Here is a 15,839-nt window from a genome sequence, read left to right on the forward strand (position 1 = left end):
GCCGGTGAGCGGGGCGGCATGGCAGGCTTGAAGCCTGCCGTGTGAACGTCCGACGTCCCGGAGCGCTGAGCGTGGATCAGTTGGCCCTGCTGTTCGTCGTGTTGCTGGGGGCCGTGATCAGCGTCCCGGTCGGCGACCGGCTCGGGCTGCCCGCGCCGATCCTGATGACGCTGCTCGGGATCGCCCTCGCCCTGCTCCACTTCGTCCCCAACGTCGACATCCCGCCCGCCCTGATCCTGCCCGCCCTGCTGCCGCCGCTGCTCTACGCCGCCGTACGGCGCACGTCCTGGCGACAGTTCACGGCGCACAAACGGCCGATCTTCCTGCTGGCCGTGGCGCTGGTGTTCGTCACGACCTTCTGTGTCGCCCTCGTCTCGCACGCCATCGTGCCGGGACTGTCCGTCGCAGCCGCCGTGGCCCTGGGCGCGCTGGTCGCGCCGCCCGACCCGGTCGCCGCGACCGCGGTGGCCGGGCAGCTCGGGCTGCCGCGCCGCCTGGTGTCGATCCTGGAGGGCGAGGGGCTGTTCAACGACGTCACCGCCATCGTCCTCTACCACGTGGCCATCGCCGCCGCCGTCAGCGGGGAGTTCTCGGCCTGGCGGGCCGGGCTCGACCTGGTGCTGTCCGCGGTGGTGGCGGTGGTCGTCGGCATACTGCTCGGCTGGGGCACGAACAAGGTGCTGGACCTGCTGGGGGACCCGACCCTGCAGATCGGGCTGACGCTGCTCGTGCCGTACGCCTCCTACGTGCTGGCCGAGGAGCTGCACGGCTCCGGGGTCCTCGCCGTGCTCACCACCGCGCTGTTCCTGGCGGAGTACGCCTCCGACGCCGACGACGTGATGACCCGGCTGGCCGGGCACACCGTCTGGGACGTCGTGGACACGCTCGTCACCGGGGTCGCGTTCGGGCTGATCGGCCTCGAGCTGCACAACGCGCTGCGCACCGCCTCGGGCCGGTGGGGCGAGCTGCTGGGCTGGTCAGGCGCGGTCGTGGCCGTGGTGGTGCTCGTACGGCTGGTGTGGCTGCTTCCGGCCTCCTGGCTCACCAGACGGCTGCACGCGCTGCGGGACTACGAGGAGGACATCCCCATGACCTGGCGGGAGAGCGTCGTCATGTGGTGGTCCGGAATGCGCGGTGTGGCCTCGGTGGCGCTCGCCCTGGCCATTCCGCTGAAGACGGACAGCGGCGCGCCCTTCCCCGACCGGGACGAGATCGTGTTCATCGCCTTCGGGGTGATCATGGCGACGCTCGTGCTCCAGGGGCTCACGCTGCCGTGGCTGGTCAAACGGCTGGGGGTGCGGGCGGACACCGAACGGGAGAAGGCGTTCGAGGAGGAGCTGGCGGCGCGGGCGGCGCGGGCCGCCAGACGGCGGCTGCGGGAGATCGAGGCGGTCGAGGAACTGCCGGAGGAGCTGTCCGAGCAGATGCTGCGGCGGGCCTTCGACATCGGGCTGCGGATCAGCCCGCAGTGGGGGGAGGAGGAGCGCCGGGAGGGCCACGACAAGCGCGTACGGCGGCTGAAGCGGTTGCGGCGGATCCAGAGCGAGATGCTCAGCGCGGCGCGGCACGAGGTGCTGGCGGCGCGCCGGGAGCCGGGGGCCGACCCGGAGATCGTGGACCGGGTACTGCGCCACCTGGACGTACGCAGTCTGCGGTAAGCCCCGCTCGGCGTACGGGACCGGCCGGTGCCGTCTCGGTACGCTCGCGACCATGAGTCGCAACGTCGTCATCAGCGGGGGCGGAACGGGGATCGGACTCGCCGCGGCGCGGACCTTCGCGGCCGACGGGGACCGGGTGCTGCTGCTCGGGCGGCGGGGCGAGGTGCTGCACCGGGCCGGGGTGCCGGGCGCGCTGACGTTCGCCGCGGACGTCGGTGACGTGGCCGGGGCGCGGTCGGTCGCCCGGTTCGTGGCCGACGAGCTCGGGGCGGTGGACGTGCTGATCCACAGCGCCGGGGGATCGGGGCGGCTGGAGCCCCGGGTGGAGCGGGAGGACCCGCTCGAACTCGTCGCCGACAACTGGATGGTGAACTTCCGGATCAACACCCTGACCGCGGTGCTGCTCACGGAGGCACTCAAGGAGCGGCTCGCCGAACCGGGCGGCCGGGTGCTGTTCCTCAGCTCCATCGCCGCGTACCGCGGTTCGGGCAGCGGCGCCTACGCCGCCTCCAAGGCCGCCCTGCACCCCTACGCCCACGACCTCGCCCGCCAGTTGGGCCCGCGCGGGATCACGGTGAACCTGGTCGCGCCCGGATACGTCGAGGACACCGACTTCTTCGGTGACTCGATGGACGACGCCCGCCGAGAACGCCTCGTCGCCGAGACCTCCACCGGCCGCCCCGGAACCCCGGGCGACATCGCGGCAACCCTGCACTGGCTGGCCTCACCGTCCGCCGCCCACATCACCTCCCAGATCATCCAGGTCAACGGCGGCGCGGAACGCGGCCACTGACCCCACCGTGGTCGCGGGGCCGGTCCGGGTCTCGCTCCCGGCCGAAGGTCAGGCGGGGCCGGTCCGGGAGTCCTCGAAGGCGGGGCGGGGTGTCCCGTCGTGGCGGGCCGGGGGTGGCACGGCTTGGGCCGTGTTGATGCGGGGGAGGGCGTAGGGGTGGTGTTCGGAGAGCCAGCGCAGCAGCTGCTCGCGGACCACGACCCGCACCGTCCAGATGTCGCCGGCGTCCTTCGCCGTCACCAGCGCCCGTACCTCCATCGTCGTCGGCGTCGTGTCCGTGACCACCAGGTTGTAGGCGCGGCCGTCCCAGGCCGGGCACTCGCGCAGGATGTCGCGCAGCTTCTCGCGCATCGCGTCCATCGGCGCGCAGTGGTCGAGGTGCAGGTAGACGGTGCCGGTCATCTGCGGGGTGCCGCGCGACCAGTTCTCGAACGGGTTGGACGTGAAGTACGACACCGGCATGGTGATCCGGCGCTCGTCCCAGGTCCGTACCGTCAGGAAGGTCAGCGTGATCTCCTCGACCGTGCCCCACTCGCCGTTGACGACCACGGTGTCGCCGATCCGCACCATGTCGCCGAAGGCGATCTGCAGCCCCGCGAACATGTTGCTCAGCGTGGACTGCGCGGCGACACCGGCGACGATGCCGAGGAGGCCGGCCGAGGCCAGCAGCGAGGCGCCGGCCGCACGCATCGCCGGGAAGGTCAGCAGCATCGAGGCCGCCGCCACCACGATGACCACAGCCGAGACCACACGCATGATCAGCTCGACCTGGGTGCGCACCCGCCGCACCCGGGCCGGATCCCGGTGGGCGCGGGAGTTGGCGTACCGCGTGTACGTGGTCTCGACGACGGCCCCCGCGATCCGGATCACCAGCCAGGCGGCCGACCCGATCAGCACCAGGGTCAGCGTCCGGCCGATCCCGACCCGGTGCTCCTCCAGCAGCTCGGCCTGGTCGTAGGAGCCGCGCAGCAGGGCGGCGCACAGCACGAGCTGGTAGGGGACGCGGGCACGGCGCAGCAGGCCCCACAGCGGGTTGTCGTGGTGCCGTTCGTCGGCCTTGCGCAGCAGCAGGTCGGTGGCCCAGCCGATGACCAGCGTGAGGACGACCGAGCCGCCGACGACGATCAGAGGGCGGAGTACGTTCTCCATGCCAGCGAACCTAACCCGCGACACGCGGTGTGAACATGTGTGAGCGTGAAGATCGCGGGTAGGGCCGGGGACGGTGTGACGATCCTCTCCCCGGGCCTGTCCGCGGGCGCTCTCCGGACGGACGCGCACCCGGCCGGTCGGAGGCCGTCGTACCCGGCTGGCACCATGGGCTCATGAACATCGTGCTCTTCCACTCGACCTACGGCCTCGGACCCGCGGTGCGCCGGGCCGCGGACCGGCTGCGCTCCGCCGGGCACGAGGTGTGGACCCCGGATCTCTTCGAGGGCCGTACGTTCGACACGGTCGAGGAGGGCACGGCCTGCAAGGAAGCGATCGGCAAGGACGAGCTGCTCAAGCGGGCCGTGCTGGCCGCGGCGCCCTACTCGGAGCGCGGCCTGGTCTACGCCGGGTTCTCGTTCGGGGCCGCCATCGCGCAGACGCTCGCGCTCGGTGACGAGAAGGCCCGCGGGCTGCTCCTGCTGCACGGCACCTCGGACGTCGCGCCGAACGCGACCGCCGACGGCCTGCCCGTCCAGCTGCACGTGGCCGAACCCGACCCGTTCGAGCCGGACGACTGGCTGAGCGCCTGGTACCTGCAGATGGGCCGGACCGGCGCCGACGTGGAGGTCTACCGCTACGCCGGGGCCGGCCACCTCTACACCGACCCCGACCTGCCGGACTACGACGGGGAGGCCGCCGAGGCCACCTGGCGGGTGGCGCTCGGCTTCCTCGCGGAACTCGACGGGAACGCCCAGGGCTCCTAGCTCCTGGGCGCTCCCGGCCGGGCTCAGCCCTTGAGGGCGGCGTCCACCGCCGCGTTGAACTCGTCCACCGTCATCGGCGGGTTGTCGGTGCCGGGCGTGGTCACCTTCTTGCCGTCCATGACCAGGCTCGGGGTGCCGGTCACCCCGTCCTTGTTGTTGTCGAAGGTCTTCGACATGGCGACCGCCCAGGCGTCGTACTTGCCGCTCTTGACGGCGGCGCGGAACGACGCGTTGTCCTTCAGGGCCGGCACGGTGTCCGCCACCTTGATGAGGTAGTCGTCGTTCTTGAACTTGTCGTCGGACTCCTCCGGGTGCCACTTCGTCGAGTACAGGGCGGACTTGTACTCGAGGAACGCCTCGGGGCTGACGTCGAGCGCGGCGCCCATGGCGCTCATCGCGTTCTTGGAGCCCTCGCCGTTGTCGTGGTTGTCGATGAAGGTGCCGCCGATGTACTGGAGCTTGAACTTGCCGTCGTCGACGTCCTTCTTGACGGTCGTGCCGACCGCTCCCTCGAACTGGCCGCAGATCGGGCAGCGCGGGTCCTCGTAGATCTTGAGGGTCTTCTGGGCCGAGCTCTTGCCGATGACCACGGTCGTGCCGTCGGTGCCGGTGGTGTTGGCCGGGGCGACGACCTTCTCGTCCTTCACGGCCTCCCAGTGGCCGGGCTTGTTGGCCTGGACGACGGCGTAGCCGATGCCGCCGGCCGCGGCCAGCACGACCACGACCGCGCCGGCCACGGTGAGCTGCCGCTTGATCTTGGCCCGCTTGGCCTCGCGCTCGCGCTCGACGCGCAGCCGCTCCCGGGCCGCCGTCTTCGCCGACTGGCTGTTCCGCTTGCTCATGGTGGTGTTCTCCTGTGGGACGCGCAGCTTCGTGCGCGGGGTACGAAGGGGGACTGGTCGTGCTCGGGACGCCCGGGGTCGTCGCTCAGACGAGCGCGAGGGCGTTCGGGCACGGCGGTCCGCGCCGTCCCAGGGAGTACACGAGGACGCGGGCACGCAGCCCGGCGATACGCGGCGCCGGACGCGCCGGCCGGACCGCCGGGCGGGCACGGCGCACCGTGACGGCCGCCACCGCGAGCAGCAGCGGCCGGAAGGTCGTGGCGGCCACCGCGCACAGCAGCTGGGCGAGCGCCCGCTCGCCGCGCCGCAGCCAGCCGGCCGCGAGCAGGCCGACGCCGATGTGCGCGGCCAGCAGCAGCCATGCCGTGGCCGGGTCGGCGTGCGCGAGCAGGGCCGTCAGCCGGCCGGTGTCGGCGCCGGTCATCTGGGCCAGCGGGGTGCCGACGTCGGTGTGCCCGCCGCACAGCACGTCGAAGCCGACCGAGCGCAAGGGACCGGCGACCGGGCCGCCCGCGGGGCCGTAACACAGGTGCTGCCCGGTGGTGAAGACGGTGTCGGCGGCCAGCTCGACGGGGACCAGCAGGGCGGCGATCCGCCCGAAGCCCCGCTCGCGGCCGGCCAGGGCGTAGGCGAGCAGGAACACGGCGGCCGCGACCGCGGCCACCGTGTTCAGCGGCAGCGGGGCCCGGGACAGCAGCACGTGCGACGCGGTGCTGAGCGTCACGACCACGGCCGTGAACAGCGCCGCGCGCACGGCTCTGAGTCTGGTCCCGGATATGTCCATAGCGAGAAAAGAGTCTGTCATGCGGGCCGGTAAGAGGCCCCTAAAGGGTTCCTGTGTGCGGCCCATCCGTCACAGACCCGGAATCCCCCCGTTGCGCAGCAGTTCCACGAAGACGCGGTGGTCGGCGCGCGCGCGTGCGCCGTAGGCGTGCGCGAAGTCGACGAGCAGCGGCGCGAAGCCCTCCTCGTCGCCCGCGATCGCCGCGTCGATGGCCCGCTCGGTGGAGAACGGCACCAGCGACTCGCCCGAGGCGTCGTCCGCCGCCGCGTGCATGGCGGCCGTGGCCCGGCCCAGGTCGGCGACCACCTGCTCGATCTCCTCCGGGTCGTAGCCGTCGTCCACGGCGTCCCAGTCGAGGTCCACGGCGTACGGCGAGACCTCGGTGACGAGCCGGCCCGTGCCGTCCAGCTCGGTCCAGCCCAGCCACGGGTCGGTGTGCGCCTGGAGGGCGCGGCGGCAGACCACCGTGCGGTGGCCCTCGTGCTGGAAGTGGTCGTGGATCGCCTGGTCCGTGACGTGCCGGGCGGCCGCCGGGGTCCGGGCACGCTGGACGGAGATCACCACGTCGTGCTCCAGGGCGTCGCTGGGCCCCTCCAGGAGGATGTCGTACGACAGCCCGGCCGGGTCGATCCCGCGGCGGCCGACGACGTCCTTGACACGGTAGGACTCCGGGCGGGCAAGCGAAGCCTCCGGCAGGGTCTCCAGATAGCCGTCGAAGGCCGCGAGGACCTTGTAGCGGGTGGCGGCGTCCAGCTCGACCGCGCCGCCGCCGGGCGCGAAGCGGCGCTCGAAGTCGCGGATCCCGGTCATCGACTCCAGCAGCCCGGCACGGGTCAGCGAGCGCGCGTCACGCAGCGTGTCCAGAAGGGGGCCTTCGGCGGTGTCGAGGGTGAAGGGCGGCACCTCGTCGCTCTTGGCGCCGGTGGCCAGGGCGTGGATCCGGTCGCGGTACGCGCTCGCGTACAGCGTCACCAGCTCGGTGATCCGCTCGTCGCTGAGCGCCTTGGCGTACCCGACGAGAGCGAGGGAGGCGGCGAACCGCTTGAGGTCCAGGGTGAAGGGGCCGACATACGCCTCGTCGAAGCCGGTGGCGCTGAAGACCAGTCGGCCGTCGGCGTCCATGTAGGTGCCGAAGCTCTCCGCGTGCAGGTCGCCGTGGATCCACACCCGCGAGGTGCGGTCGTCCAGGTACGGGCCGCCGCGCCGGTCGGCGCTCAGGTCGTGGTGGAAGAGGCAGGCCGTGGCCCGGTGGAACGCGAGGGCCGAGGACGCCATCCTCCGCAGCCTCATGCCGAACGCGTCCGGATCGTCGGCCAGGAGCTCGCCGAAGGCGGTGTCGAGGACGGCGATGATCTCCTTGCCGCGCTGCTCGTCGCTGAGCTGGGGGACCGACATCGCTGACATCGCGGAGTGCCTCCTGGTGCAGGTGGTGCATGACGTGTGGAGTGGGTCCGGCAGGGGCGTTCCCCCACACCAACGTCCGGCGGTGCGGCGGAGTGCCCGCGCTGTCCCGCCCGAAGGTACGGCTGGAACGCGGTCGCGTGTCAGTGCCGGGGCATAGACTTCGACGCTGTTCACCGGACTGTCCGCAGCCCGTCGTCTATGTTGTCCATGGAGGCCGAACCGTGTCGAAGCCGCCGTTCACGCACCTGCACGTCCACACCCAGTACTCGCTGCTGGACGGTGCCGCGCGGCTGAAGGACATGTTCAACGCGTGCGACGAGATGGGCATGACGCACATCGCGATGTCCGACCACGGCAACCTCCACGGCGCGTACGACTTCTTCCACACCGCGAAGAAGGCCGGAATCACCCCGATCATCGGGATCGAGGCGTATGTCGCCCCCGAGTCCCGGCGCAACAAGCGCAAGATCCTGTGGGGCCAGCCGCACCAGAAGCGCGACGACATCTCCGGTTCCGGCGGTTACACCCACAAGACGATGTGGGCGGTGAACAGGACCGGTCTGCACAACCTCTTCCGCCTCTCCTCCGACGCCTACGCCGAGGGCTGGCTGCAGAAGTGGCCCCGGATGGACAAGGAGACGATCGCCCAGTGGTCCGAGGGCATCGTCGCCTCCACCGGCTGCCCCTCCGGCGAGGTGCAGACCCGGCTGCGCCTCGGCCACTTCGACGAGGCCCTGAAGGCCGCCGCCGACTACCAGGACATCTTCGGCAAGGATCGCTACTTCCTGGAGCTGATGGACCACGGCATCGACATCGAGCGCAAGGTCCGCGACGGCCTGCTGGAGATCGGCCGCAAGCTCGGCATCCCGCCCCTGGTCACCAACGACTCGCACTACACCTACGCGCACGAGGCCGGCGCGCACGACGCCCTGCTGTGCATCCAGACCGGCAAGAACCTCTCCGACCCCGACCGCTTCAAGTTCGACGGCACCGGCTACTACCTGAAGTCGACCGAGGAGATGTACGCCATCGACTCCTCGGACGCCTGGCAGGAGGGCTGCGCCAACACGCTCCTCGTCGCCGAGATGGTCGACACCACCGGCATGTTCGAGAAGCGCGACCTCATGCCCAAGTTCGACATCCCCGAGGGCTACACCGAGGTCACCTGGTTCAAGGAGGAGGTCCGCCGCGGCATGGAGCGCCGCTTCCCCGGCGGCATCCCCGACGACCGGCAGAAGCAGGTCGAGTACGAGATGGACGTCATCATCCAGATGGGGTTCCCGGGCTACTTCCTCGTGGTCGCCGACTTCATCATGTGGGCCAAGAACAACGGCATCGCGGTCGGCCCCGGACGAGGCTCCGCGGCCGGCTCGATCGTCGCCTACGCGCTCGGCATCACCGACCTCGACCCGATCCCGCACGGCCTGATCTTCGAGCGGTTCCTCAACCCCGAGCGCATCTCCATGCCCGACGTCGACATCGACTTCGACGAGCGCAGGCGCGTCGAGGTGATCAGGTACGTGACGGAGAAGTACGGCGCCGACAAGGTCGCCATGATCGGCACCTACGGCACCATCAAGGCCAAGAACGCGATCAAGGACTCCGCGCGCGTGCTGGGCTACCCGTACGCGATGGGCGACCGCATCACCAAGGCCATGCCCGCCGACGTCCTCGGCAAGGGCATCCCGCTGTCCGGCATCACCGACCCCGAGCACCCCCGCTACTCGGAGGCGGGCGAGGTCCGGGGGATGTACGAGAACGAGCCGGACGTGAAGAAGGTCATCGACACCGCGCGCGGTGTGGAGGGCCTGGTGCGGCAGATGGGCGTGCACGCGGCCGGCGTGATCATGTCCAGCGAGACCATCACCGAGCACGTGCCGGTCTGGGTCAGGCACACCGACGGCGTGACCATCACGCAGTGGGACTACCCGAGCTGCGAGTCGCTGGGCCTGCTGAAGATGGACTTCCTGGGCCTGCGCAACCTCACGATCATGGACGACGCCGTCAAGATGGTGAAGTCCAACAAGGGGATCGACATCGATCTCCTCAGCCTGGAGCTGGACGACCCCAAGACCTTCGAACTGCTCCAGCGCGGCGACACCCTCGGCGTCTTCCAGTTCGACGGCGGCCCGATGCGCTCCCTGCTGCGCCTGATGAAGCCGGACAACTTCGAGGACATCTCCGCCGTCTCGGCCCTGTACCGGCCGGGCCCGATGGGCATGAACTCCCACACCAACTACGCCCTGCGCAAGAACGGCCAGCAGGAGATCACGCCCATCCACCCGGAGCTGGAGGAGCCGCTCAAGGAGGTCCTGGACGTCACCTACGGCCTGATCGTCTATCAGGAGCAGGTGCAGAAGGCCGCCCAGATCGTCGCCGGCTACTCGCTCGGCGAGGCCGACGTGCTGCGGCGCGTGATGGGCAAGAAGAAGCCCGAGGAACTGGCGAAGAACTTCACCATCTTCCAGGAGGGCGCCCGCAAGAAGGGCTTCAGCGACGAGGCCATCCAGGCCCTGTGGGACGTGCTGGTCCCCTTCGCCGGCTACGCGTTCAACAAGGCGCACTCGGCCGCGTACGGCCTGGTCTCGTACTGGACCGCCTATCTGAAGGCCAACCACCCCGCCGAGTACATGGCGGGCCTGCTGACCTCCGTCAAGGACGACAAGGACAAGTCGGCGGTCTACCTCAACGAGTGCCGCCGCATGGGCATCCGGGTGCTTCCGCCCAACGTCAACGAGTCCCAGTCGAACTTCGCCGCCCAGGGCGACGACGTGATCCTCTTCGGCCTCTCCGCGGTGCGCAACGTCGGCACCAACGTCGTCGAGTCGATCATCAAGTCCCGCAAGGCCAAGGGGAAGTACTCGTCGTTCCCCGACTACCTCGACAAGGTCGAGGCGGTGGTCTGCAACAAGCGCACCACCGAGTCGCTGATCAAGGCCGGCGCCTTCGACGAGATGGGGCACACCCGCAAGGGCCTCACCGCGCAGTACGAGCCGATGATCGACAACGTGGTCGCGGTCAAGCGCAAGGAGGCCGAGGGCCAGTTCGACCTCTTCGGCGGAATGGGCGAGGAGACCAGCGGCGAGCCCGGCTTCGGCCTTGACGTGGAGTTCTCCTCCGAGGAGTGGGACAAGACGTATCTGCTCGCCCAGGAGCGGGAGATGCTCGGCCTCTACGTCTCCGACCACCCGCTGTTCGGTCTCGAGCACGTGCTCGCGGACAAGGCCGACGCGGGCATCTCCCAGCTCACCGGCGGCGAGCACGCCGACGGCGCGGTCGTCACCATCGGCGGCATCATCTCCGGTCTCCAGCGCAAGATGACCAAGCAGGGCAACGCCTGGGCGATCGCCACCGTCGAGGACCTCGCCGGCTCCATCGAGTGCATGTTCTTCCCGGCGACCTACCAGTTGGTGTCCACCCAACTCGTCGAGGACGCCGTGGTGTTCGTCAAGGGCCGCCTCGACAAGCGGGAGGACGTGCCCCGCCTGGTGGCGATGGAGCTGATGATCCCCGACCTGTCGAACGCCGGGGCCAACGCCCCGGTGATCCTCACCATCCCGGCGCTGAAGGTGACCCCGCCCATGGTGAGCCGCCTCGGCGAGATCCTCAGCCACCACAAGGGCGACAGCGAGGTCCGCATCAGGCTGCAGGGGCCGAGCAGGACGACGGTGCTGCGGCTGGACCGGCACCGGGTCAAGCCGGACCCGGCGCTGTTCGGCGATCTGAAGGTTCTGCTCGGCCCGTCCTGCCTGGCGGGCTGACATGAACGAGGGGCGTGCCCGTGCGCATCGGGTACGCCCCTCGTCGTTTACCGCACTTGCTCAACAGTCCATGGACCGGAGTCAGTTGTGGCCGAAGCGCTTCTGACGTCCCTTGCGGGCCATGGCAGTCGGACTCGTCTGCGGCCCGTGGGCGTGATGCTCGGCCTGCGGTTCCGACACGGACTGCTCCGTCTCCTGCGGGCCGTTCGCGGCCACGGACGTCTTCTGCCGGCTGCGGTCCTGCTTGCGGTTCTTGGCCATGGTGATCAGCCTCCTGTGGGGGATCTCGGGGCCAGGGCCGGGACCAGATTCACATAGGCCGACAATGAACGCATGTTGGATAATTACCGTATGTAACGCGGGGCGTCGGGGTGCGGGCTCCCGAAACGCCACGCCGAAGATCGAGTTCGGGCCGTTAACCCCGGCCGGGTCGGGCAGACTCGAAGCACATCCCGAAGTACATCCCCAAGCACATCCCGAAGCAACCTCCCGGAAAGAGGGTGGATCGCGTGGACCGCTGCATCGTCCTGGTGGACGCCGGGTATCTGCTGGGCGCCGCGGCCAGTCTCCTCGCCGGGGAGCCGTCGCGGTCCCGGATCACCGTCGACCACACCGCTCTCGTGCAGGGGCTGCGTGAACAGGCCGAGTCCGACACCGAGCGGCCCCTGCTGCGCATCTACTGGTTCGACGGCGCGCCCGACCGTGTGCCGCAGCCAGAGCACCGCCGGCTGCGCGTGATGCCCCGGGTCACCGTCCGGCTCGGCGCGCTGACCCGCAGCGACGGACGCTGGGCGCAAAAGGGCGTCGACGCCGCGATGCACGCCGAACTGACCGAACTGGCCCGCAACCGCGCCTGCTCCGACGTCGTCCTCGTCACCGGCGACGGCGACCTGCTGCCCGGCATGATGGCCGCCAAGGAGCACGGCGTCGCCGTACACCTGTGGGCGGTGCAGGCCGCCGACGGCGACTACAACCAGTCCGAGGACCTGGTCGCCGAGGCCGACGAGCGGCGAGTGCTGGACCGCACCTGGATCACCAAGGCCGTACGCGCCAAGGAACTCGGCGGTGTCTGCGCGCCGCCGCCCGCGCCCCGCCCCGAGATCGCCGCGATCCTCTCCGCGCCGCTGCCCGAGTCCACGCTCAGCCCGGGCAGCGAGAGCCGCGCCGAACCGCGGCAGCACCCGGCCGCAGCCCCGGGGCGCGGCGGCACCGAGGAGCGGGTGCCCACGGCCAAGGGCGTGCCCACGCCCAAGGACCTGGCCGCCCTGCGCGCCCCCGGCACCCCGCCCGCGCAGCACCCGCCCACGGCGACCCTGCGCTGGTCCTCGGACCGGGGCTGGGTGGACCGGCCGGGCATGCCCGCCGAGCCTCCCGAGGCCGCCTCCATGCCGACGCTCGCCCAGCTGACGACGGCCGAGCAGCGGTGGGCGGACCGGGAGGAGGACATCACGACCGTCGGCGGCGACCCGTACGAGGTGGGACAGGTCTTCGCCAGGCGCTGGGTGGACCGGCTGGGCGACCAGTCGCACCTGCAGAAACTGTCGTCGATGTACCCCCGCGTCCCGCACCGCGTCGACGGCGAGCTGCTGCGCTACGCCGCCCGCTTCGGGCTGCTCGCGCACAAGGACGACCAGATCGACGAGCACGACCGGTACGCCATCCGCGCCGGGTTCTGGCGGGAGATCGACGTACGGACCTCCACCGAGCGCGCCCCCGCCGGCGACTGAACCGCGTACCGGACCTGCTCGGGACGCCCCGAGGGCGAACGGGGCTCCGCGACCCCGTACCCTCGTCCCTTGTGAGTACGCGCACGGCACAGGCACTTCGCCCCGGGGACGATGTCGTGTGCGCGGTGCGCGGACTGACCCGGACCTATCCCGCGGTGCGCGGCCGGCGCGGTGCCCCCGGCACGCCCGAGGTGCTGGCCACCGACGCGGTGGAGCTCGACGTACGGCGCGGCGAGATCTTCGGGCTGCTCGGGCCGAACGGCGCCGGCAAGTCCACCCTCGTACGCCAGCTCACCGGGCTGCTGCGCCCCGACAGCGGCACGGTCGAGATCCTCGGCCACGACATCGTGGCGCACCCCGAGCGGGCCGCGCGGATCCTCGCCTACCTCGGGCAGGAGTCCACCGCCCTGGACGAGCTGACCGTCTCGCTCGCCGCCGAGACCACCGGGCGGCTGCGCGGCCTGGACCTCCGGCAGGCGCGGGCCGAGCGGGACGCCGTCCTCGACGAACTGGGCCTCACGCCGATCGCCGGGCGCCCGCTGAAGAAGCTCTCCGGTGGCCAGCGGCGGCTCGCCTGCCTGGCGGCCGCGCTGGTCGGCGAGCGCCCGCTGCTGGTGCTCGACGAGCCGACCACCGGAATGGACCCGGTGGCCCGGCGGGCGGTGTGGTCCGCCGTCGACCGGCGGCGCGCCGAACGCGGCACGACCGTCGTCCTGGTCACCCACAACGTCATCGAGGCCGAGACCGTCCTGGACCGGGTCGCCGTCCTGGACCGGGGCCGGGTCATCGCCTGCGACACCCCGGCCCGGCTCAAGGAGCGGGTCTCCGGCGAGGTGCGGGTGGAACTGGTGTGGCGGGAACGGGCGCCCCTTGAGGTGGCGGAGGTCGCCGCGCTCAGGGAACGGGCCGTGGAGGCGGGCCGCCGCTGGACGCTGCGGCTGGCGCCCGAGGAGGCCCGCGCCGCCGTGGCCACGGTCACCGGCGGTGCCGCGTTCGCCGCCCTGGACGACTTCACGCTGACCACGCCCAGCCTGGAGGACGTGTACCTGGCGCTGGGCGGCGCCGCTCGGCAGGGGCTGGTGAAGGCATGACCGGGATCAGCGGCATGAGCGCGGGGACCGGCGGATCCGTGGAGGAGTACGCGGGCGCCGGGGGGAACCCGTCCGGTGCGGGAGACACGACCGCACCCGCCGCGCTCGCCGCGACGGACAAGCCGGCCGTGTGCGCTGCCGCAGGGAAAGGGAGCAGTTCGACGTGAGTGTCGTACCCGCCGGTGTGCTGCCGGGCGGAACGGCCGTACAGGACGGCGGTTCCGGTGACGCGGCCGTGCTCGGGCCGCGGGCACGGCTGTGGCCGTCGCTGGCCGCCGTGTACCGGGCCCAGCTGTCCCGGGCGCGGGTGGCGAGGATCCCGCTGCTGTTCGTGGCGACCTTCCAGTCCGTCGGCATCATGGTCATGATGCGGGGCGTGGTCGACGGCGGCAGCGAGGCCCGGTACGTGGTGTCCGGCGCCTCGGTCGTCGTGGTCGCGTTCGTCGCGCTGAACCTGCTCGCCCAGTACTTCGGGCAACTGCGGGCCAGCGGAGGGCTCGACCACTACGCGACGCTCCCGGTGCCGCCCACGGCCGTGGTGCTGGGCGCGGCGGCCGCGTACGCCTCCTTCACGGTGCCGGGCACGCTCGTGACCGCCGTGTTCGGGTGCGTGCTGTTCGGGCTGCCGCTCGGCAACCTGTGGGTGCTGGTGGTGGTGATCCCGCTCGCCGGTGCCGCGCTCTCCGGGCTCGGCGCGGCCTGCGGGCTGCTCGCACCACGCCCGGAACTGGCCACACTGCTGGGCCAGTTGGGCATGTCGGCGGCGCTCCTGTTGGGCGTGCTGCCCCCCGACCGCCTGCCCGAGGCGGTACGGCTGCTGCGCGACCTGCTGCCGTCCACGTACGGCGTGGAGGCCTACGCGCACACCTTCGCGGCCCGTCCCGACTGGGCTCTGGTGGCCGGCGACATGGCCGTCTGCGCCGGGGTCGGGGTGGTCTCGCTGGCCGTGGCCACCTGGGCCTACCGCCGGGCCGCCGTCCGGTGACGCGGCCTTCCCCCGCAACTGGCACGATGACAAGGTGACAGCTCCGTTGACTCCGCCACCACCGCCGCACCGGCGCTCCTCACAGCCTTCCGGCTCCTCCGGGCCCTCCGAGTCCTCGGCGTCGGCGGGGCCCTCGGGGGCGTCGGGGTCCGGGCAGGCCCCGCTGCCGGGGCCGGTCCAGTCCTGGCAGGTGCCGCCGCCCACCCGGCCGCTGAGCCTCTACGAACAGGACGGGCCCGGATGGGCGGCCGAGATCCGGGAGGCCGTCGTCGTCCTGGTCGCCGTGGCGCTCTGCGGGGTGCCGCTGGGACTGCTCTGGCTGCGGCTGGCACCGAAGGTGCCGCTGATCGCCGAGGTGTCCGGGAACAACTGGGTCGTCTACCTCAAGGACACCGAGGGTGAGCAGGCGATCGGCGTGGACGGCACGTTCACGCTGCTCGCCCTGGCCTTCGGCGTGGTGTGCGCGACGGCCGTCTTCCTGGTGCGCAGGCGCGGCGGTGTCCCGCTGGTGGTGGCCCTGTGCGTCGGAGGACTGCTCGGGTCGCTGCTGGCGTGGCGGCTCGGGGTGTGGCTCGGACCCGAGCAGGACGTGATCGTCCACGCCAAGGCGGTGGGCAAGGGAGCGACGTTCCCGGCGCCGCTGAAGCTCGACGCCAAGGGGGCGCTGCTGGCCTGGCCGCTGGCCACGCTGCTCGTCCACCTGGGGATGACGGCCCTGTTCGGGCCGCGGGACCCGGAGATGTACGTGGGCGGGGCGCACGGAGACAGCGCGTACGGGGACGCCGCGCCCGGAGACGGCGCCCACGGGCACGGGGAGTCCTCGGCGCCCTAGGGCCCGGTCCGGCTCACGGAGGCCGCGGGGCGGACGCGGGCGGGCGGCA

General features: G+C 71.5%; 14 protein-coding genes. 9 read left to right on the top strand and 5 right to left on the bottom strand.

What is annotated here, in order from left to right:
- Window positions 1–71 precede the first annotated feature (71 nt).
- Complete coding sequence (locus tag ACIOWN_RS02465) at window positions 72–1,658, top strand: Na+/H+ antiporter (RefSeq protein ID WP_362349316.1); 1,587 nt, start codon at window positions 72–74, stop codon at window positions 1,656–1,658.
- Between the two features lie 52 nt (window positions 1,659–1,710).
- Complete coding sequence (locus tag ACIOWN_RS02470; protein ID WP_362349318.1) at window positions 1,711–2,451, top strand: SDR family oxidoreductase; 741 nt, start codon at window positions 1,711–1,713, stop codon at window positions 2,449–2,451.
- Between the two features lie 48 nt (window positions 2,452–2,499).
- Here the strand turns inward: ACIOWN_RS02470 and ACIOWN_RS02475 are convergent, their stop codons facing one another.
- Window positions 2,500–3,600, bottom strand: a complete 1,101-nt coding sequence (locus tag ACIOWN_RS02475; protein ID WP_100569611.1) for a mechanosensitive ion channel family protein — start codon at window positions 3,598–3,600, stop codon at window positions 2,500–2,502.
- Between the two features lie 173 nt (window positions 3,601–3,773).
- On the opposite strand from ACIOWN_RS02475, the gene ACIOWN_RS02480 reads away from it, so the two are divergent.
- Complete coding sequence (locus ACIOWN_RS02480) at window positions 3,774–4,364, top strand: dienelactone hydrolase family protein (RefSeq protein ID WP_401979903.1); 591 nt, start codon at window positions 3,774–3,776, stop codon at window positions 4,362–4,364.
- 23 nt (window positions 4,365–4,387) lie between these two features.
- Here the strand turns inward: ACIOWN_RS02480 and ACIOWN_RS02485 are convergent, their stop codons facing one another.
- The 3 genes from ACIOWN_RS02485 to ACIOWN_RS02495 form a co-directional block, all read right to left on the bottom strand.
- Entirely contained in the window at window positions 4,388–5,206 is an 819-nt protein-coding gene (locus tag ACIOWN_RS02485; protein WP_362349323.1) for a thioredoxin domain-containing protein, read from the bottom strand.
- A gap of 85 nt (window positions 5,207–5,291) precedes the next feature.
- Window positions 5,292–5,990, bottom strand: coding sequence for a hypothetical protein (locus ACIOWN_RS02490; protein ID WP_362349325.1), 699 nt, complete (start codon window positions 5,988–5,990; stop codon window positions 5,292–5,294).
- A 69-nt stretch (window positions 5,991–6,059) separates the two neighbouring features.
- Window positions 6,060–7,385, bottom strand: a complete 1,326-nt coding sequence (locus tag ACIOWN_RS02495) for a DUF2252 family protein (protein WP_362349511.1) — start codon at window positions 7,383–7,385, stop codon at window positions 6,060–6,062.
- A 230-nt stretch (window positions 7,386–7,615) separates the two neighbouring features.
- Between ACIOWN_RS02495 and dnaE the strand changes: the two genes are divergently transcribed.
- Window positions 7,616–11,155, top strand: coding sequence for a DNA polymerase III subunit alpha (dnaE, locus tag ACIOWN_RS02500; protein WP_401979905.1), 3,540 nt, complete (start codon window positions 7,616–7,618; stop codon window positions 11,153–11,155).
- An 81-nt stretch (window positions 11,156–11,236) separates the two neighbouring features.
- Here the strand turns inward: dnaE and ACIOWN_RS02505 are convergent, their stop codons facing one another.
- Window positions 11,237–11,416 carry a hypothetical protein gene (locus ACIOWN_RS02505; RefSeq protein ID WP_100569644.1) on the bottom strand — a complete coding sequence of 60 codons (180 nt, stop codon included), beginning with the start codon at window positions 11,414–11,416 and terminating at the stop codon, window positions 11,237–11,239.
- Window positions 11,417–11,664: 248 nt separating this feature from the next.
- Here ACIOWN_RS02505 and ACIOWN_RS02510 point away from each other — a divergent pair, with 248 nt between their 5' ends.
- The 5 genes from ACIOWN_RS02510 to ACIOWN_RS02530 all read left to right on the top strand — a co-directional run bounded on the left by ACIOWN_RS02510 (window position 11,665) and on the right by ACIOWN_RS02530 (window position 15,790).
- Complete coding sequence (locus ACIOWN_RS02510) at window positions 11,665–12,882, top strand: NYN domain-containing protein (RefSeq protein WP_362349328.1); 1,218 nt, start codon at window positions 11,665–11,667, stop codon at window positions 12,880–12,882.
- A gap of 116 nt (window positions 12,883–12,998) precedes the next feature.
- A complete protein-coding gene (locus ACIOWN_RS02515; RefSeq protein WP_100569604.1) occupies window positions 12,999–13,973 on the top strand; it encodes an ABC transporter ATP-binding protein in 975 nt (324 codons plus the stop codon).
- Entirely contained in the window at window positions 13,970–14,140 is a 171-nt protein-coding gene (locus ACIOWN_RS02520; protein ID WP_401979907.1) for a hypothetical protein, read from the top strand. Before ACIOWN_RS02515 ends, ACIOWN_RS02520 begins: the two co-directional genes overlap by 4 nt.
- The gene (locus ACIOWN_RS02525; RefSeq protein ID WP_362349332.1) at window positions 14,137–14,958 is read left to right on the top strand and encodes an ABC transporter permease; all 822 of its coding nucleotides are present in this window, start codon (window positions 14,137–14,139) and stop codon (window positions 14,956–14,958) included. The genes ACIOWN_RS02520 and ACIOWN_RS02525 overlap by 4 nt, the downstream gene beginning before the upstream one ends.
- 34 nt (window positions 14,959–14,992) lie before the next feature.
- On the top strand, window positions 14,993–15,790 hold the full coding sequence (locus ACIOWN_RS02530; RefSeq protein WP_401979910.1) for a hypothetical protein: 798 nt from the start codon (window positions 14,993–14,995) through the stop codon (window positions 15,788–15,790).
- The last annotated feature ends 49 nt before the right edge of the window (window positions 15,791–15,839 follow it).

It is taken from the genome of Streptomyces sp. NPDC087787, from assembly GCF_044743035.1.
Taxonomy (GTDB): Bacteria; Actinomycetota; Actinomycetes; order Streptomycetales; family Streptomycetaceae; genus Streptomyces.